This is a genomic window from Pontixanthobacter aestiaquae, assembly GCF_009827455.1.
GTDB lineage: Bacteria > Pseudomonadota > Alphaproteobacteria > Sphingomonadales > Sphingomonadaceae > Pontixanthobacter > Pontixanthobacter aestiaquae.
This window is the reverse complement of sequence record NZ_WTYZ01000001.1, coordinates 2801578-2820470: the sequence shown is the minus strand read 5'-3', so window position 1 is coordinate 2820470 and position 18893 is coordinate 2801578. Positions and strand designations below refer to the sequence as shown.

Genomic DNA, 18893 nt, shown 5'->3' with positions numbered 1-18893 from the left:
TTGCCCCGTTTCAGCCGTAGCGACCCAATTTCTTAGCAACGGAAAGCGGACGTTCTTCGAGGCCATCCCGGCCAAGGAGAAAGTAGATGACATATTCGCAGTTTGATCCAGCCGCCCAAAACCGCGTGCCTTGGAACTTTGGAGCGAAGATTGGTCCTAAGCGGCCATTCAAACAAAAGCAGATCTGGGCGATCCGGTTCTTCCTTGATCGCGAGCAGCGCATTCGGGATCGAGCACTTTTCGACATGGCGATCGATAGCAAGCTCAGAGGTTGTGATCTGGTCGAGCTAAAGATCGGTGATCTGGTGTCAGGGTCTGACATTCGGAAACGCGCCACGATCACCCAGCGAAAAACAGGCCGACCTGTCCAATTTGAGATCGCCGCAGATGCAAGAGCAAGCTTGTTCGCGTGGCTCGAGCTCAGGGGTGGTAGCGTTGAGGATTTTGTCTTTCCCAGTCGAGTTGATCATTCACGCCATCTCAGCACACGCCAATACGCAAGGCTGGTTGATGAATGGGTGGAGGCAATTGGGCGGCGGCCGGAGGAATATGGGACGCACTCACTTCGAAGGACCAAGGCTTCGATAATCTACAAAGCCACGGGTAACATTCGAGCAATTCAAATTCTGCTTGGGCACTCGAAAATTGAGAATACGGTCCGGTACTTGGGTGTCGATATCGAAGACGCACTTACCCTGGCTGAGAAGACCGAGATTTGACTGCTTTTGGGCGCTGGCTCTCAGCGAGCTGGCGTCCGCTAGTGGGGTGAAAGAGGGCATCGTTATCAAGGATGTTCGCGTCTGCTTTCGTCAAATGCAACTAGGCCCCAGACTTTACTTTGTTGACTTTCTGGAGCGCAATGTATGTCAACGCCTAACCATAATCTTTGACCAAGTTCTGCCTGCATTCCCATGGCGGCTTGCCAGCGGGGGCGAGTCTAAGGCAAGGTCGTCGTGATTGGGGGCAATGAGATTCGATGAGTGATGAGTTGAGACGAGATACGCTATTTGTGGCGCTTACCCGTCCCCAGATGTTCGCTGGCGTCACATTTACATTCTTTGTGATCAATGTGATTATAGCTGTTGAGTTGTTTTTGGTCTTCAGGAGCTTTTGGGTATTGCTGGCGGCGCTTACGCTGCACGGTATCGCGATGCTGCTCTGCTTGCATGAGCCGCGCTTTTTTGATCTCTGGATCACCCGCGTGCGGAATTGCCCGAGAGTCAAAAACTACGGAATGTGGCGATGCAATTCTTATCGCCCTTGATTAAACCTGCGCTGACTCGTGATCCCAAGGTGATCGCCAATGAGAGACCAGCAGGCGCGCATTTGCCGTATGCGCGGCATTTGGACGATTCTACCATCCAGACCCGCGATGGCACGTTGATGCAGACCATTCGCTTGGGCGGATTATTGTTCGAGACTGCCGATAGTGACGAGCTCAACTATCGCGCAGAGCTGCGGGATGCGATGCTCAGGACATTGGGTAGCTCACGCTTTGCAATCTATCACCACGTCATTCGCCGGCGGGCGGATGTTACGCTGGACAGTGATTACGTTGACGATTTTTCGCAGAAGCTCGATCTGCGGTGGCGCGAGCGCCTGAGCGCCAAGCATCTCTACATAAATGAATTATTCCTCACGATCATCCGCCGCCCGCTTCAAGGGCAAATTGGATTGGCAGAACGAGTGCGCGGATGGTTCGCCAAATCGTCGCAAAATATCGCTCTGCGGCTTGCGACAGAAAAACATGCACTGGACAGCGCACGAGAAGCGCTAATGGCGTCGCTCAGCGCCTATGATCCGCAATTGTTGTCGCGATACGAGAGTGACTCTGGCGAGAGATCAGAGCCAATCGAGTTCCTATCCTATTTGTTCAATGGAGATATGCGGCCAGTTGCTACACCGCATGGTGACATAGGCCATCATATCCCGACGCGCAGGGCAAGCTTTGGGCAAGAAGCTATAGAACTTGCGCCCAGCGGTCCTTTAGAGCGGCGGTTTGTGGCCTTGGTGTCGATCAAGGATTATCCCGGGCAGACGATGCCGGGTATGTTTGACGAGCTTTATCGTCTGCCGTTTGAGATCAACGTCAGCCAGAGCTTTGCTTTTGTGGAACGGCGACAAGCATTGGGCCGGATGAATTTAGCGCTCCGCCGAATGCGCTCTGCAGAAGACGAAGCTTTGTCGCTGCGTCACGAGCTCACCAACGCGAAGGATGAAGTGGCTGCGGGCCGGGCGGGTTTTGGAGAACACCACACTACTATCGCAATTCATGCTGACAATTTGACCACGCTTGATACGCAAGTCGCTGAAGTTATCGCTCTTATGGCTGATTTGGGCATCAATGCAGTGCGAGAGGACATTGCGCTCGAGCCTGCCTTCTGGTCGCAGTTCCCCGGTAATTTTCGTTATCTTCCCCGGCGAGGCTTGGTGTCGACAACTAATTTCGCCGGATTGGCAAGCCTCCACAATTTCCCCGTGGGCAAAGTCCATGGGAACCACTGGGGCGAAGCAGTTACTCTGTTCGAGACAACGGCAGCGGGGCCATATTTCTTCAATTTCCACCAGAAGGATCTTGGCAATTTTACGATCATCGGTCCATCCGGCTCGGGAAAAACGGTAGTCCTTAATTTCCTTTTGGCGCAGGCTCAGAAGTTTCGTCCCCGGACGATATTCTTCGACAAAGATCGCGGTGCTGAACTGTTCATCCGGGCCATTGGCGGAAATTACGACCGACTTGATCCGGCCTTTAAGTCGGGGCTTAATCCCCTGCAGCTTCGGAAGAATGCTGCAAATGCGGCTTTTCTACAAGAATGGCTGACTCTGTTGGTGGGGGAAGTCACGAGCGCCGAGCAGGAGCAGCTAAAGGACGCGCTTGAGGCAAATTTTGCGCAACCGAAAGAGATGCGGCAACTGCGCCATTTTGCCGAACTGTGTCGCGGACAAGATCGCCCGACGCCTGGTGATCTCTACTCGCGGTTGAAGCCATGGTTTGGCGATGGCGAACATGCTTGGCTGTTCGACAATCCCAAAGACATTACCGATCTGACCGCGAATACTGTCGGGTTCGACATGACCGCCATCCTGGATCATCCGGTCGCACGAACACCCGCAATGCTCTATTTCTTCCACCGCGTGGAACAGCGGCTTGACGGCAATCCGACTATTCTGGTTATTGATGAAGGATGGAAAGCGCTTGATGACCCTGTGTTTGTTCGCAAGATCAAGGATTGGGAGAAGACAATCCGGAAGCGTAACGGTATTGTCGGGTTCGCAACTCAAAGCGCCCAGGACGCATTGGAGAGCCAGATTGCCAGCGCGATCATTGAGCAAGCCGCGACGCAGATATTCATGATCAACCCGAAAGCGCGAGCCGAGGATTATATTCAAGGGTTTGGACTGAGCCCACATGAGTTCGAACTGGTCAAATCACTTCCCGATAATTCGCATTGTTTCTTGATCAAACACGGTAAAGAGAGTGTGGTTGCGAGGCTTGATTTAAGCGGTGAGCAAGAGCTTCTCACCATCCTTTCCGGGCGTGAAAGCACGGTTCGGCTATTCGACGAATTGGTCGGTAAAACAGGAACTGATCCAGCAAACTGGATGCATTTACTCCTCGAAAAAGCCGCCTGATGGCGTGTCCAACCATCATTACGGGCGACCGTTTCCTGCTGCGGGTAATCGATCATATCGACTGCCAAGCCCAATTTCTGGGCAGCTATGGCTATCAAGCGTTAGGGCAGCCGGGGTCACTTGCCTCGAACGTGATGCTCGGGCTGCTCACACTTTTTATTGCTCTGTTTGCGATCCGGCTGTTGTTTGGTCCGGCACCGGGCGGTCGTGACGTGGTGTTCGATCTGCTCAAGATAGGGATCATTTTGACGGTAGCATTCTCATGGCCGGCCTTCCGGACTGTTGTTCACGATGTCGTTGTCGACGGCCCGGCCCAAGTGGCCAGCATTGTCGCCGCACCTGCATTGACAGGCCATAGCGAGCGTTTAGCGGATCGATTACAGAAGGCCGATACCGCGATGGTCAGGCTGGCAGAGCTAGGGACAGGGAGAAATACTGGGGTCGCGCTTGAAGGAGGGGAAACCGGCGCCTCATTTTCTGGCACATCGCTGCAAGACGATACTGCACTCGGCTACAGCCGGATGTTCTTCCTATCGGGAACTATGGGGTCGCTCGTTTTGATCAGAATTGCCGCTGCTTTGCTGTTAGCTTTGGCACCTTTGGCAGCCGGGTTGCTTCTGTTTGAAGCGACACGGGGGCTATTCTCAGGATGGATCAAGGGCCTCACCCTATCGATGCTCGGCTCTATCGGCATCACAATTGCGTCGCTGTTTGAATTGTCGATCTTGGAGCCGTGGCTTGCCGATGCGCTGCGCGTTCGCTCGTTGGGCTATGCGGTGCCATCGGCCCCTATTGAGCTTTTCGCGATCACCGCAGCATTTGCGGTTGTTAAGTTCGCTTTGATTTGGCTGCTTGCGAAAGTCGCCTTCACCCGGGGTTGGATCAATATCCCGGTTTTGAAAGCCGAACAAATGACAAACTTGTTCAACCCACAAGCCTCCATATTGGCGAATATGGGCGACCGCGTTAATCCCTCCAGAGTCCAACGTATCGCGGACAATGTGGAAACTGTGGTTAGACGTGAGCAGAATACCGAGATACGCCGATTGTCACATCGATCTCTACTTGAAGATGGTGCTGCGAGTACGGATCGCGCGGTTTCTGGCGGAAAAGAAGGTGCAGCACGTGAACCAGCTCGACTGGGCAGCTCCTACCGCAGCCCAGCAAGACGGAATAGATTTGATTCATTGAGAGGGGACCGTGAATCGTGAACACATCGCACGATACTGATCTGGACCCAGCTGACTTGCCCGATAGCTGGGCCCACAGCGTTACCGGTAGTCTCGAGCGCTCCAGTCGCCGCGCATGGATTGTAGCTGCATTATTGGGCACAATTGCATTGCTTGAGGCGATAGCTTTGGTTTTCCTGCTGCCGCTTAAGACGGTCGAACCATACACTCTGCTGGTGGACCGGCAGACTGGAAATGTAGAGGAGCTAGCACCGCTTGATGAACAGACCGTAGCACCTGATACTGCGCTGACACGGTCCTTCTTGGTGCAGTATGTGAACGCGCGTGAAGGTTTTGATCTCGACGCCCTGCAAGACAATTACCGCAAGATAACGCTGCAAACGAGCGGTGCAGAACGTCAGCGTTACATTGATCTGATGCAGGGGGGCAATCCGCTTAGCCCGTTATCATTCATGAGCCGTGACGGGATTATCCGCACGGATATCCGCAGCATTTCGTCGCTTGCTGCAAATCGCTCAATGGTGCGCTTTACAACAACGCAAACGGATCAGACCGGACGTGCCAGGCCGCCAGAATACTGGGCTGCGGTCATCGACTATGAGTTTTCGACAGCAGAGATGAGCGAGGCCGACCGGTTCGTGAATCCGCTAGGCTTTCAGGTCACCCGGTATCGGCGTAGTGCGGAGACGTTGCCCGAAGTAGAGGCAGTTCGGGATCAGTCATTACCAAATACGGCCGCGGCAGAGGTATCGGAGTGAAACGTCTTATATTTCGTTTAGCCTCACCTTGCGCAGTCTATGCGGCTCTTTTTGCGGCACCAATAGCTGCCCAGGTCCTCCCAGTACCAAGCGCCGAAAATCCTCGCATCCAGTCCATAACTTGGGTCGCAGGACAGGAAGTGCTGCTAACCGCCTTACCAAAAACGGGCCTGACCGTTTTGCTTGAACCAGGTGAGGAAATCAGGCGTGTATCGGTTGAGAATCAGAACCAACTTGATGTGCGCGTCTCAGCCGAACAGGATAGTCTACTTATAATCCCGCAGATCGATGACGCCGTGGCGCGAATGTTGGTCCAGACCAATCGCCGCGACTACCGATTCAGCGTGCAGACGGCTTTCGGTTTGAGTGCAGCCTATTTGGTTAAGTTCACCTTCGCTGAGGCAGACTCAACGACTACTTTTGCCGGGCCTGAGTCAACCGGCAAGAGATGGGCATATCGCTTGAGAGGAGACCGTGTGGTCCGTCCGGCTGAGATCAGCGATGACGGGCTGAGGACCAGGATCCTATTCGGAGCGGAACAGGCGCTACCCGCAGTGTTTGCTATCGGTCCAGGCGGCGATGAGGAAGTCGTGAACGGCTATATGCGCGATGGCGTGTTCGTTATCGACAGGGTATATTCGGAACTGGTTTTCAGGATCGACAAAGAAAAGGCCACCGCGCGCCGTAATCAGGAGCCAGACAGTGCCGACTCCTGATACTACTGCCGCCCCTGACGACGGGTTGCCCATTGTCGCAAACAGGCAGAGCGGCAATTTCGGCATGTGGGCATTTGGAATCTTGCTAGCGCTTGGCGGGATCTGGATTTTCTCGACAATGAGCGCAAACCGCGCCGAAATGAATGCTCCACCAGGCGCGATACAGTCTCAAACCGCTGGAGGTCGAATATCAGCTCCACCCGCACTCGCGATCCCGCAATCACTCATGGTAGATTCCGATCTGGAGAATCGGCCGGTCCGATTGCGCCGATTAGAACCAGCCGTCACACCGCCGCCGCGAGTTATCCGTGCTCCCGCCGCCCCCGTCACTAATAGAGCGGTACAAGCTCCCGCTTTCACTCCGCCTGCTCTACCATCACCAACCTACGCGCCGGAGAGGCCGTCGATAGTGTTCGATAGTGCCTTCCAATCGAATGATGGGCCGCCTGCGCAAATTGCAACAGCAACCGGCAGCCGCGTCAAGGCAGAGCGCTTCGTCAGACCATCGCAAACCATTCCGCAGGGGACCGTCATTCCTGCCGTGCTAGAGACAGCGCTTGATTCCACGCGGCCAGGCGCAGCACGCGCATTGGTCCAACGCGACATTTACAGTTTCGATGGCACACGTATTCTGATCCAACGCGGCAGCCGTCTCTACGGCGAGTACGACTCTGGTCTCGCGGCAGGGCAAAACCGTGCACTGATCCAATGGACGCGGCTGATCCGGCCTGACGGAGTGACTATTGCGCTCGACTCTCCGTCCTCCGACCCGCTTGGAAGAGCTGGCGTCAAGGGCAAGGTTGATAGCAAGTTTCTCCAAAGGTTCGGTGGCGCCATTCTGCAGTCGGTTCTCGACATCGGTGTTGGGCTGGCCACTCAGGAAATTGGCAGCGGCGTTGTCGTGGCTTTGCCCGGCAGCACGCAAAACGTGCAAATTCAGAATGGCAATCAGGTGCAGCGCACATTGAAGGTCAAGCACGGCACCAGCGTGTCAGTCTTTGTGGCTCGTGATCTCGATTTCTCGACCGTCGATTTCTGATTGTGGAGGCCGGGTACTATCTTGACAGCTTTCTTGCGCCGCTCGCACCCGTTCTGGCGCGGGACGACGTAACCGACATTTTCATCAATCGGCCGTGCGAGGTCTGGATTGAGTCGATTGGTGGAGGCATCACGGTCGAGACAATCGAGACACTCAACGAGCAAATGCTCGGGCGCTTGTCGCGGCAGATCGCAGCGGCAAACTCGCAAGGTATCAACCGCAATCAACCGCTGCTCTCAGCTTCGCTACCGGATGGATCGCGCGTGCAAATCATTGCCCCGCCTGCGACCAGAGCAGGCCATGCAATTGCAATCCGGCGGCATGTCGCGTCGAATATGTCGCTCAAAGATTGGGGGGATGGAGAGGCCTTTCTGCAATTGGAAGCCGGCAAGGCCGCGATCGACCGAGAGCGGACGTATCAAACGCTCGGCGGTACAGAGGCGGTCGAGTTTCTTCGCAGCGCGGTCGTGAACCGGCGCAATATCCTGATCTCAGGCGGCACCTCTACCGGCAAGACGACCTTCCTCAACGGCTTGCTGGCGGAGATACCCGCCAACGAACGCCTGATCCTGATTGAAGACACCGAGGAACTTAAACTCGCACATCGCAATGCCGTAGGTATGATCGCGGCACGCGGGCAAATGGGCGAGGCGGATGTCAGTGCTGAGGATCTGCTAATCGCAGCCCTTCGTATGCGCCCTGATCGGATAATTCTGGGCGAGCTACGTGGCAGCGAGGCGTTCACCTTTCTGCGTGCCGTGAACACCGGCCACCCTGGCTCGGTTACAACCATCCACGCCGACACACCGCAGCGCGCTATCGAGCAGCTTGCGTTGCTCGTTCTACAAACCGGCTCTCGCCTTTCGCGCGATGATGTGCGTCACTATGTACGCGAGAGCATTGATGTGTTCGTCCAGCTTGAACGGCGCGAAGGCAAGCGCCGTGTCTCGCAGATATTGGCGGCAGAGTAGAATATGCTGGCGGTATTCTCTGCGTCACTGTTCGAACCATCCGGGACGAATGCACTCCAAAACGCTGTGGACTGGCTGACCGGAACGCTGCTTGGTAGTGTTGCGATTGGGCTGTGCGTTCTTGCGGTGGCCTATGTTGGGCTGATGCTGCTGAGCGGGCGGCTTGCGGTGCGCGAAGGTTTGCGCGTGGTGTTGGGATGCTTTTTGCTGCTAGGCGCACCGACAATTGCTGCCGCCCTGATGGGGCTGAGGTCTAGCGAGCCAGTGCAGCTTCCGGTTGCGCAGATCGAGAATGAAGAGCTTGGTCCGCGCGAGGAGTTGCCGCAGTCGGATTACAATCCATATGGCGGCGCGTCAGTTCGTGATGATCGGTAGCGCCTCTTGAGGGCGAATCTCAGTAATCGTTCCGTTTTTTCCTTGCCCCTATCACGCTGGCTATGACCGTCGGCGTGTATGTAGTTAGCATCGTTGCGTGCGCTACCGAGCCGGATGGCGGGTTATAGGACCACGACTAGACTAGCACAGTAAATATCGCGCTGCAGTGTCAAGCAGGGAAGCGCTGGGAGGCCAACGGAATCTGAAGAGCAAAGCCTGACAATGGACTGTCGTATCGATAACGCGTTTCAGCGCTAATTTCGCCCGTTATATTGCATCCACTATCAACCGCCCTTGCAAAACTCGAATCTCACATTTACCACGAATTCGCCTCAAAGCGCCCCTACATCAATATATGTTGAAATAATCCCGCAAATAAACCATGCTGCTACGAAATAGTAATAAATATTAAACCCGAGTCTTTCTCTATCTAGGCGACCTATGGGCCAATAATGCCAAACTCCATATATGAAAATCATTGCGCACAGACCTGAAAGAAAATAGCTAATAACTGGCATATCGAAATATTGAGAAATAGGCATGAATATTGATAATAGCATTCCAATAATTGCTAGATTTTTCATGATACTCACCAGAATAAATATTTTGGTTTAAAACCTGCACCGTCGTCGAGGCGCTGTGTTCGGTTGTTGGCCAGCTGCCCTAGCAGCGGCTGCGCCAGAATCTTCGTCTGCTCCAAGTCGTGTCGCTATTTGCCGTCCTGGCATTAAGTTTTGCGTTGCTCGCTCTAAGCCAGCTTCTGTGTCATTACCAGCTGCTCCATCTAGAGCAACGGACGCAAAATCGGAGAAGATAGCGACGCCTTCAGCGATTGCCGTTGCGGCATAAACTTGCGGAGGAACCGCGCCTCTCGTTAGCACAATCGCGCCGAGTCCTAAGTCGGCTCCCGACCCTGCAAAATCCGCGACACCTTCTAGAAAAGCACTTGCAGATCCAGCCGCCTTTCCAGCGATACTGCAGCCGTCAGACCCAGGTATTAATGGGTTCGTGTCTGTAATGAAGTCATCCACTGGCCCATATACTTCTTCCAACGTAGTGACTATCAACTCAAAGCCAGGCCTAGGATAGTATACACCAGGACCGTTTATGCGGACACCGTAGAAAACGCCGCCGTATGCCCTTTCTCGTAACTGAAGTTCTTTCCGTATCGCGATAACTTCCCAGTACCGATCTCCCTCTCGATCACGACATTCTTGATCGTTTGGTGGGCAGTCGTCCTCGCTTAGGCCAGTTGGATCGATGAAGTTCACCGGATCATTGCCCACATAGGCGTACATATTCATCCCATCGGCATAGCCAATCGGATCAGTCTGCATAAACCGGCCCAGCGTGGGCGAGTACATGCGGGCTTTGTAATAGTAGAGCCCAGCCTCCGGTATCCATGTTTGCCCGGTGTAGCGGAACCGGCCCAAATTCTGCGCGGTGCCGCTTGGTCCCGGAACGCCGTATTCGTCATAGGTGTTGATCGCCTTGATCGTGCCATCGCGCTGGAACACCGCCATCACAGAGCCTCTGCGGTCGGTGTAGAGGAAGTTTGCATCCGCCACCGCAGTGCTGCTGCCCTCGTACCATACGAGCGGATCATCGCCTGCGCTGACCCCATGCACATAGCGGTCGAGAAGCGCGCCAGAGGCGTTGTATTCGCCCACCAGTGCATCGCCGTCATAATGGAACCGTGTGTCACTGGTGACCCCGTCTGTGACGCGGTAGAGCCTGCCGAACGGGTCATAGGTCAGCGTTGCATTGCTGGTGCCGCTGATACTGACCAAGCGGTTCTCTGTGTCATAGATATAGGTGGTCGAGTCCGTACCGCCCATGCCATCGGATTGGCGGCTGACGGTGAGATTGCCGTTAATGTCATAATCCTGCGTAAAGCCATCAACGGCTGTATATTGGTTGAGGCCGTTGGCGGTGTAGTCGATGTCGGCCGTTGGTAGTGCGTGCGTTGCAAACTGGTTGTTGTCGATGTTCTCTGCAATCACTTGCCCGGCGGGGTTAAACGTCCAGTCGGTGCGCACATCATGGGCGGTGCCTGTAGCGATTGTGAACAAGCAAGCATGAAGGCAAGTGACTTAGTCTATACGGCATACTTGATTCCATTGTAGAAATTGACAGCTTTCTCAACTTCGAGTTCAAGGGACTCTGCTAGAGATTTTGCATTCGACTTCACCGCCTCCGAAATATTATCCACTAGGTACATAATCGCCTCTAGAATGACTGAATGCTCAAAGCGTGCAACAAAGCGTTTCCGTTTAAGAATCACTTCGCATCCATTATAATATACATCGAAAACTGGATCGTACTTAAGTGAAAAGACTCTCAATTTTTTGTCCTCTAAATGCCTATAGACTGCCATAAGATGAATATATGCAATGTATGCGTTTTCAAAGTCTTCAACAAATCTGAAATTTTTTATTGAGAGCTCTACCTGACATGAAGGCTCTTTCTCTGCACCTTGCGGCAAGCAGTAGAGGCGCTGATCATAGGCCACTGATATCGTGTTCGGAATAAAAGTAAATTGAAGGTTCATAGATCAAGTATGATCGGGCTGCATCCTGGAAACGCGGTTCCAATGATGCCCACTCCATCGACCTTTCTTACGATAACAGTTAAATAATTAGTATAGCCAGAATTTTTGGCATCATAGCCAACCTCTGTACCTACATTCACTGTATAGTATCGAGCGCCGGTTAGATCTCCAATAGGATTACCCTGCACTGCCACCGATATTGCTCCTGCCAAATTTTTTGGGTTGAGAAACTTTTTGGAGAATTCGCTTTTACCTGGGCGGCTCCCATTATGCATCGCTATAGCGTGCGCAACCGATGAAGCCAACGACGCTGTTGAAATCGGATAAGGAGCAAAGCCCTCGCTAGCCAATCCACTTGAGAATATAGAGCAAGGGTCAGCGCCCAGAGATTTCTTCAATCGATCTATAGGGCGAGATTTCGTGTAACCATTGACGACAATCTCGCCGCCAGCTCCATCACCACCCTGAAACAGCCCCAATTCCAGTGACAACGAGTCTCCACTGATACTTTCTCTATCAGCGCATGAGTAGTCGCCCCAACCCGGACGGTACACTAAGATACCGCCACCACCCCTGCAACCACTTCCAGGCGCAGTGACAATTATCGGCCCACTGTTAAGCGCATTTGGATCAACACCCTGTTCACCGACCGTGCCCGTCGGATCGACAAAGTTCACTGGATCATTGCCAACATAAGCGTACAAATTCATCCCATCGGCATAGCCAATGGGATCCGTCTGCATAAACCGGCCCAGCGTGGGCGAGTACATGCGGGCTTTGTAGTAGTAGAGGCCAGCCTCCGGTATCCATGTCTGCCCGGTGTAGCGGAACCGGCCCAGGTTTTGCGCGGTGCCGCTTGGTCCCGGGACGCCGTATTCGTCATAGGTGTTGATCGCTTTGATCGTGCCATCGCGCTGGAACACCGCCATCACAGAGCCTCTGCGGTCGGTGTAGAGGAAGTTTGCATCCGCCACCGCAGTGCTGCTGCCCTCGTACCATACGAGCGGATCATCGCCTGCGCTGACCCCATGCACATAGCGGTCGAGAAGCGCGCCAGAGGCGTTGTATTCGCCCACCAGTGCATCGCCGTCATAATGGAACCGTGTGTCACTGGTGACCCCGTCTGTGACGCGGTAGAGCCTGCCGAACGGGTCATAGGTCAGCGTTGCATTGCTGGTGCCGCTGATACTGACCAAGCGGTTCTCTGTGTCATAGATATAGGTGGTCGAGTCCGTACCGCCCATGCCATCGGATTGGCGGCTGACGGTGAGATTGCCGTTAATGTCATAATCCTGCGTAAAGCCATCAACGGCTGTATATTGGTTGAGGCCGTTGGCGGTGTAGTCGATGTCGGCCGTTGGTAGTGCGTGCGTTGCAAACTGGTTGTTGTCGATGTTCTCTGCAATCACTTGCCCGGCGGGGTTAAACGACCAGTCGGTGCGCACATCCTTGGTGTTGTCCGAATGGTTGATAAAGATTTCATCGAGACGCTTGGCCGCATCGTAATAGAAGAATTCCTGCGGCGCAGTTCCGCTGCGTACACGGCGTTGCAGTGTGCCGTTCTGAGCAAAGACATTGGTGACCAGGCTTGTGCCGGTCGATGCTTTGAGCCGTTTGAAGCGGCCTGCGTGATCCCAGTCATATGTGAAATAGGCAGCGTCAGGATGGGTAATCCGCGTACGGCGACCAGCGTCATCATACTGGTAGCTTAGCGTTCGGCTTTGCCCGTCCAGATCGGTAGTCGCGGTGACTAGCTGACCGAGTGCATCATAGGTGAAGCTTAGACCTTCACCAGTTGGGCTGGAGAAGTTGGCATAGGTCAGCGCACCGGTCAGATCATAGCCATAATAGACATCGCGCGTATGAGTGGTGCTAAGGCCAGCGCGATTGGGGACGTTTTTATGCGTCAGGCGCCCCAAATCATCATAGGTGAAAGTGATCAGCTCGTTACGGCGGCTGCGATGGGACAGGATATTGCCAGCCGCATCGTATGTAACCAGTTCGCGGTCAGTTGCCAGCGATGTGCCGGGATTTGCGGGATCAGGATAGCGGATCAGATAGTTCCGGTCGAACCCATCCTGATAATAACTCGTGCGATTGTCTTTCGCATCCTCCATCCAGCGAACAGCCCCATTGTTGGTATAGGAATATTCGCTGCTTTGCTGGGCGAGCGCCGTGCCGACGCCGGACCATACCTCGGTAACGCGGTCAGCGGCATCGTAATAGGTGCGCGTTATGCGGTCATCACCATGCGTTCCCGCTGTCATCGGCGTACAGGCATCCGCCGGCAGTGCGGTGCTGGTGGTTGGCGCATTCATCCGCTGCGCAGTGCATTCGAGCCGCCCGGCATAATCATAGCTATATTGCGCTATGGAATATTGCGTGGTCCCGCTGGTCGCGACCTGAGCCGACGTTTCGACGCGGCCAAATTCATCATAGGTGGTCACCGCTTTGGTATCGACTGTGAACCCGGCCCAATCCGCTTCTGTCTGTCCGGCCACAGATCCGCTTTCGCGCACGGTAACCTGACCATCATCATTGTAAGTAATGCGCGTCGCGAGGTTTTTGAGCGATCCTGCGCCGTCCGGGTCAGGCGAGACACTGCCAATAAGCTGCCCGGCATCGTCGTAGTGATTGCGCGCCACATCGACCGCACCCGCCAGCGGGCCATCCGTGGTCAGCACATTGCCGAGACGGTCGTATTGGGTGGTTACCGTCCGCGCGAGCGTGCCATCACCGGCCTTGGCGGTAACTTGATAGGGCTGAAGGTTTTCCGCCTGCGTATTGTCATAGGTGATTGCGATCACCTGCTCATCCGCCGTACCCGCGCAGCTTGCGCCCACGCGGCAGCGCGAAACGCTAACCGGCTTGGTGATCGGATCAGCGGCGAGCACCAGATTGCCGCTGCTGTTTTTGATCTTGGCGGTCTGGCTTGCATAGGTGAACGTGCTTGTGGCACGCGGTTCGCCTGTGCCCGCTGCGGGAAGCTCTACTGTCAAAACGCCGCCATGGACGGGATCATACGTGTAATTGGTGGTGTTACCGCGCGGGTCGGTGGTGGATAGCGGACTGTCGCAGGTGACGGCGTTGGCGCAGGTGGTCCCGCTGGTAAGCGCGGGATAGGTTGAAGTAGTGACGATATCGGCGAGCGGACCGTTTTTGGGTTTCTGCCGGACTTCGGTGACGCGCCCGCGCGCGTCGCGGGTGATCTGCGTTTTGTTGCCTTCAGGCGCGGTTACTTCAGTGACACGACCCTCGCTATCATAAGCGTAGCTGGTGGTATTGTTCAGCGCATCCTTGTCGCTCAGAACAACCGCTTCATCGATGTCGGTGACGACGGTTCGTGTACGGCCAAGCGAGTCAGTGGAAACAGAGGTCAACTCGCCGCTAGCCTCGGTCCATGTGTAGGTACGTGTGTACTGGCCCTGATGAGTGATGCTAGAAACTCGGTCGTTCTGCCATGCGATTTCCATGCCTGGCGTGGTTTCGCCAGGACGTTTGACTTTGACCAGTCTGCTATTCCCATCCGTATGAAACTGTGACTCCCTGCCAAGGATATCGGTAACCTTATTGTTCGCATACAAGATTCCATTGGAGCCGTATACTTCAATGTCATAGTCAATATACGGCCAAGCTTCTGTTAGCGTACAATTGTCAGCTACCGGATCACAATATTCTTCGGTATTGTTGATCGCCGTAACACGCTCGATCCGATACCAAGCGTCGGCTTCGGTGACTGTGGTGCCCAGCATTTCTGCCTCGTAGTCGATTTTTAGCTGATAGCTGGCGTTGTTATTTACCGACTGAAGGCGGATCGTATACATTTGGCCTATTGCACCAAGCTGATAGCTATCTTGTCGATAAGACAGGCTAGTCTTGAAGCCGTTTGGTGTTGTTATTTGAGTACCCACAGCATTGACAGCCTCGTAGTAGTTCTCACCGTTCGCAACCAACGCCTTGCTAAATCGGTACTCGACACCGCCTGGACCAGTATAGACGAACTCGTTGGAAGTTTCCGTAAGCGTCCCGAGCTCCGCTCCCTCCGGGTCAAAATTGCTACCGTTCTTTCTAAACAGGCGTGTGCTACCGCCCAGTTGGACAACATAGAGATCACCTGCCGCGTCTGGCTGAACCGCGATGGAGAGCATGTAATTGTGCCGCCAACCATCGGACACCCGAACGCTTGTATGAACAAGGCCATCGCTTCCGCCGATGGCCACTGTCGATGACGGCACAACGATATCACCGGTCGATAAATCAACGCCGTTCTCATCGAGCGGCTGCCGGACGGGCGGCGCATCAAGCGTGATACTCTGCGCCGCCAGAGGCGATGCCACAAAGATCGCCGGAAAAATGGCTGCGGTCGAAAGAAACAGTGACTTGGTGCGCATGGACGGCCTCAAAGTAAAAAAGGGGTGTTAGGAAACGGCGTAGCTAATGCCTTCGATCACTCATCGGCCTTCGGTTTTGGTGCCGGATTGGGTTTGGCTTTTCGCTCCCATTGGCCAGCGGCCATCTCTGCGCTTGCGCACAAGACGGCAGGGCGCTCGCCATACGCCTTTTCCAATTGGTTCTGGACAGCCTCATTACCGGTGCTGGCGAGCTCGCAGATCTCGTCCCGCCATGCGTTCTTCTTGTCCGCGCGCGCAAAATCTGCGGTCCCGCAATCGACCCGGCGGAAGCCTTTCGCCTCAAGCGATTTTGCTGATCGCTCGACTGTGAGGATACGGAAAGGCTGGCCGCGCTTCTCGCGTTTGACCTGCGGCGCATCGCTCAGCGGCCTTGCCATACATACGGGGACTAGCTCTTCCGGCTTCGCCGGACTGTTTTTTTCCTGTGCTGCAAGAGGCACTGAAGTGAACGCCAGGCCGACAGCAGTCAAGCTGCCCAAGGCTCGATAAGATAAGGATTGGATCATGATATTTACCCCAAAGTCGATTGCGCGAAATCAAAACTAAGCGACACGGCTACTGCTGCGGCAACCCGCCGCCACCTTGGCAGGCACTCGCGACAGTGAGAGTCGCAGTGTCGGTCGCACCAAGCGAATCTTCAACGGTATAAGTAAAAGTCGTGATGTCGTATTGCCCGCCGAAATACACTTCAACAACGCTGCTCGTCACAATTGCGGCTGAAGCTTGTCCGCCAGAACCTGCGCTAATTGCTAACAAGTTTAACGGATAATTTGGCTCTGGGTCGCTGTCATTGGCTGTTAGATTAACGAACGCTAGCCCGAAGCACTCGCCTGCCACGCTATCGTTCACGGCGTTTGGCGGGCTGTTCGCGGGAGGCGGCGGTGGAGGCGGCGGTGGAGGCGGCGGTGGCGGAGTAGGAGGTGGAGGTGCAGGCGGCAGTGCGCAACTTAACTTGGTTGCATCATCGCTCGACTTAAAATCTACCCTATTGCCAAGCTCATCAAAACAAAAAGACTGCGTATCACCTGTATTTGCGCCGGTCGTGGCCTCCGTGACAATCAAACGCCCAAGTGCGTCATACTCATGTTCTACATCGTTTGACTGTGCTAAAACATTTGTTGTGCTTAGAACGAGCACAATGGCTGTAGAACCGAGTAAACGTAAGTCTTCAAAATGAAATATATTCTGCAGGGGTGAACGGCTCTGATTTATTTTTAGGAGATGTGGATAACATCATATCAGGGCTATTCATGGCCGGTCACTCTCCAAGTGTAGTAATCGGTTGCCGATTGATATTTGGCGTAATTTTCCCAAGCTATGGAAGATCAGGAAGGTCTCTATTCGCGTCGTTAGCCGACTGGCCGCTCTGTGGAACTAGACGGCCAAAAGCAAACTGACAGCTAACGACCCAATTGTTGACCTACGCTTTTGACCGCAATTGGGGTGGAAAGCAGAAGAGAAAAATTGATTGCTCGGAAGCGCCAAAGTGCGAGTGGTCGTTTCCTAGCTGGTCAAGAATTTTCAAGCTCGTCAAACCATCTTGCATATGGAGTGTTCTTAGCGAGATAGCGATTGTAATCTGGTCAGCCATCCGTCCACCAGACTGGACCACGTTCGGCAAGGGCAATCTTCGCAGCGTTCACTTTGCGTCGAGCATCTTTAAGCATCGGTTCGTCAGCAGCACGATTAGCGGCAGCGACTTGCCTCCTTGTTTGCATAAGTTCTTTTACCAGACATTCGCGATCATCTTGATCGAGTTCAGGATTAGATAAACGCCGTAATTTGCGGTTCACAACGAAATATCTGCCATCTGGTGTTCGGGGATAGTCTGTCACTTGCGGTTGAACCAAGGCTCATCAGTCTGATCGATCTCCAGCTCGCCTTTAAACGGAGTGCACAATGCTAAGGCATCGCTTTCATCACCATCAATAAATCGTTCCCGATCCTGCGCTGTCAAAATCACCGGCATTCGGTTGTGGATCGGTTTCATCTGTTCAGACGCGTCAGTCATAATCATCGAATAACACGGTCCCCATTCATCGCTGTCTCGCCACACTCCTGCGCAGACCATCACTTCATCGTCAGCCAAAGACATCCATGTGCGTGTTATAGAGCCACGCTCACCTTGCGCTTCTGCAAATGCAGATAGCGGGATCAGGCAGCGTCGTTCAGCAAAGCTATTATTCCAAAAGAAACTGTCGAGCTTGTCGGTTCGGGCATTGTTGACTGGTTTGGGTTTTTGCGGCTTGCCAGTCTTTTTCGACTTCTGAGCTAGCGGGAAGCCCCAAGTCATTGAGCGCAGATAGCCGCTTTCGATGACAATTCCATTTGAGGCTGGATATATATGGCTGGGTAAATTGGCGTTGAGATTGCCGCCAGCATCAAAAAGCTTGGCGATCTCAGTTACGGACTGGCTCAGGCGGTAAAGGTTGCACATACTTTTCTCCGGCGTTCTTTTTGGGCTTGCATATCGGCGCTGTAAAGCGGAACATAAGTAGAACAATGATTCGGCAAAGGCACATCGTAAACTATGGAAGTTCCCACGGTCCAAGCCTCTCAATTGATGAGCCTGCGCCAATCAACCGACACGCAATGGAACCCGCAGATCGACTATGCACCTACCCAAACCGAAATCTTTTGCAGCTCCGATACTGCAGCCGGAGGCGGGTTTGCGATGGCTATGGCGCAAAAGCATGGAGGCGACCGCCCTTGGCTGTGGGTTCAGGATGAACGGTCCCGCAAGCGTTCAGGCGTCCCCTATCTTTACGGTTTGCCAGAAAGCCTGCGGCACGACTGCCACTATGTCGCGGCTGACAAAGTTGAAGATGCCCTGTTCGCTTTGGAAGAAGGGCTGAAATGTTCAGCGCTCAGCTTTGTCATTGGCGAGATTTCTGGCGATCCCAAAGCATTGGGTTTTACGCAATCGCGGCGATTGGCGTTTGCCAGCGAGAATTACGGCGTTCCTCTGTATCTGATACGCGGCGATGCGGAGCGTTCACTCAGCGCGGCCCGTATGCGTTGGGATATCGAAGCGGCAATGTCGCTGCCTTGCGCCACCAACTCCAAAGCGTCCGGCAGTCCGGTCTGGAATGCGGAGCTGTTCCGCTCACGATTGTATCGACCTTCACGCTGGAAGCTGGGTCATGACGATGGAGCGCTTACAATCGTCTCATCGGCAAATCGTCTCGATATGGTTGCCATATCTGGCGATAGACCGCTGGCAGAAGCAGGCAGCGCCTGAGCGTGCT

At 54.1% G+C, this 18893-nt stretch carries 17 protein-coding genes; 10 read left to right on the top strand and 7 right to left on the bottom strand.

Translation table 11 applies throughout. The features are described from left to right. Nucleotides 1-86 precede the first annotated feature (86 nt). The 9 genes from GRI35_RS13395 (at nt 87) to GRI35_RS13355 (ending at nt 8682) form a co-directional block, all read left to right on the top strand. Nucleotides 87-719 carry a tyrosine-type recombinase/integrase gene (locus GRI35_RS13395; RefSeq protein ID WP_160614615.1) on the top strand — a complete coding sequence of 211 codons (633 nt, stop codon included), beginning with the start codon at nt 87-89 and terminating at the stop codon, nt 717-719. A gap of 257 nt (nt 720-976) precedes the next feature. Then, a complete protein-coding gene (locus GRI35_RS13390; protein WP_160614614.1) occupies nt 977-1264 on the top strand; it encodes a type IV secretion system protein VirB3 in 288 nt (95 codons plus the stop codon). Further along, entirely contained in the window at nt 1243-3633 is a 2391-nt protein-coding gene (locus GRI35_RS13385; protein ID WP_160614613.1) for a VirB4 family type IV secretion system protein, read from the top strand. The genes GRI35_RS13390 and GRI35_RS13385 overlap by 22 nt, the downstream gene beginning before the upstream one ends. After that, nucleotides 3633-4844: a type IV secretion system protein gene (locus GRI35_RS13380; RefSeq protein WP_160614612.1), complete on the top strand. Its 1212-nt coding sequence runs from the start codon at nt 3633-3635 to the stop codon at nt 4842-4844. Before GRI35_RS13385 ends, GRI35_RS13380 begins: the two co-directional genes overlap by 1 nt. Further along, nucleotides 4841-5581, top strand: a complete 741-nt coding sequence (locus GRI35_RS13375; protein ID WP_290258005.1) for a virB8 family protein — start codon at nt 4841-4843, stop codon at nt 5579-5581. The genes GRI35_RS13380 and GRI35_RS13375 overlap by 4 nt, the downstream gene beginning before the upstream one ends. Next, the gene (locus GRI35_RS13370) at nt 5578-6297 is read left to right on the top strand and encodes a TrbG/VirB9 family P-type conjugative transfer protein (protein WP_290258007.1); all 720 of its coding nucleotides are present in this window, start codon (nt 5578-5580) and stop codon (nt 6295-6297) included. Before GRI35_RS13375 ends, GRI35_RS13370 begins: the two co-directional genes overlap by 4 nt. Nucleotides 6298-6706: 409 nt before the next feature. Then, nucleotides 6707-7336: a TrbI/VirB10 family protein gene (locus GRI35_RS13365; protein WP_290258010.1), complete on the top strand. Its 630-nt coding sequence runs from the start codon at nt 6707-6709 to the stop codon at nt 7334-7336. Between the two features lie 2 nt (nt 7337-7338). Further along, the gene (gene virB11, locus GRI35_RS13360) at nt 7339-8307 is read left to right on the top strand and encodes a P-type DNA transfer ATPase VirB11 (RefSeq protein WP_160614610.1); all 969 of its coding nucleotides are present in this window, start codon (nt 7339-7341) and stop codon (nt 8305-8307) included. Nucleotides 8308-8310: 3 nt separating this feature from the next. Continuing rightward, the gene (locus tag GRI35_RS13355; protein WP_160614609.1) at nt 8311-8682 is read left to right on the top strand and encodes a TrbC/VirB2 family protein; all 372 of its coding nucleotides are present in this window, start codon (nt 8311-8313) and stop codon (nt 8680-8682) included. A gap of 332 nt (nt 8683-9014) precedes the next feature. Here the strand turns inward: GRI35_RS13355 and GRI35_RS13350 are convergent, their stop codons facing one another. The 7 genes from GRI35_RS13350 to GRI35_RS13315 form a co-directional block, all read right to left on the bottom strand. After that, nucleotides 9015-9266 carry a hypothetical protein gene (locus GRI35_RS13350; protein WP_160614608.1) on the bottom strand — a complete coding sequence of 84 codons (252 nt, stop codon included), beginning with the start codon at nt 9264-9266 and terminating at the stop codon, nt 9015-9017. A 27-nt stretch (nt 9267-9293) separates the two neighbouring features. Then, complete coding sequence (locus tag GRI35_RS13345; protein WP_235900229.1) at nt 9294-10754, bottom strand: RHS repeat-associated core domain-containing protein; 1461 nt, start codon at nt 10752-10754, stop codon at nt 9294-9296. A gap of 26 nt (nt 10755-10780) precedes the next feature. Further along, nucleotides 10781-11194, bottom strand: a complete 414-nt coding sequence (locus GRI35_RS13340; RefSeq protein ID WP_160614607.1) for a hypothetical protein — start codon at nt 11192-11194, stop codon at nt 10781-10783. A gap of 35 nt (nt 11195-11229) precedes the next feature. Then, complete coding sequence (locus GRI35_RS13335; RefSeq protein ID WP_160614606.1) at nt 11230-15624, bottom strand: RHS repeat domain-containing protein; 4395 nt, start codon at nt 15622-15624, stop codon at nt 11230-11232. A 56-nt stretch (nt 15625-15680) separates the two neighbouring features. Then, nucleotides 15681-16115, bottom strand: a complete 435-nt coding sequence (locus tag GRI35_RS13330; protein ID WP_235900228.1) for a hypothetical protein — start codon at nt 16113-16115, stop codon at nt 15681-15683. A gap of 85 nt (nt 16116-16200) precedes the next feature. Further along, nucleotides 16201-16782 carry an Ig-like domain-containing protein gene (locus tag GRI35_RS13875; protein ID WP_290258016.1) on the bottom strand — a complete coding sequence of 194 codons (582 nt, stop codon included), beginning with the start codon at nt 16780-16782 and terminating at the stop codon, nt 16201-16203. Nucleotides 16783-17476: 694 nt separating this feature from the next. Beyond that, on the bottom strand, nt 17477-18148 hold the full coding sequence (locus GRI35_RS13315) for an SOS response-associated peptidase (protein ID WP_235900227.1): 672 nt from the start codon (nt 18146-18148) through the stop codon (nt 17477-17479). Nucleotides 18149-18175: 27 nt separating this feature from the next. Between GRI35_RS13315 and GRI35_RS13310 the strand changes: the two genes are divergently transcribed. Beyond that, nucleotides 18176-18886, top strand: coding sequence for an ImuA family protein (locus GRI35_RS13310; RefSeq protein WP_160614603.1), 711 nt, complete (start codon nt 18176-18178; stop codon nt 18884-18886). The last annotated feature ends 7 nt before the right edge of the window (nt 18887-18893 follow it).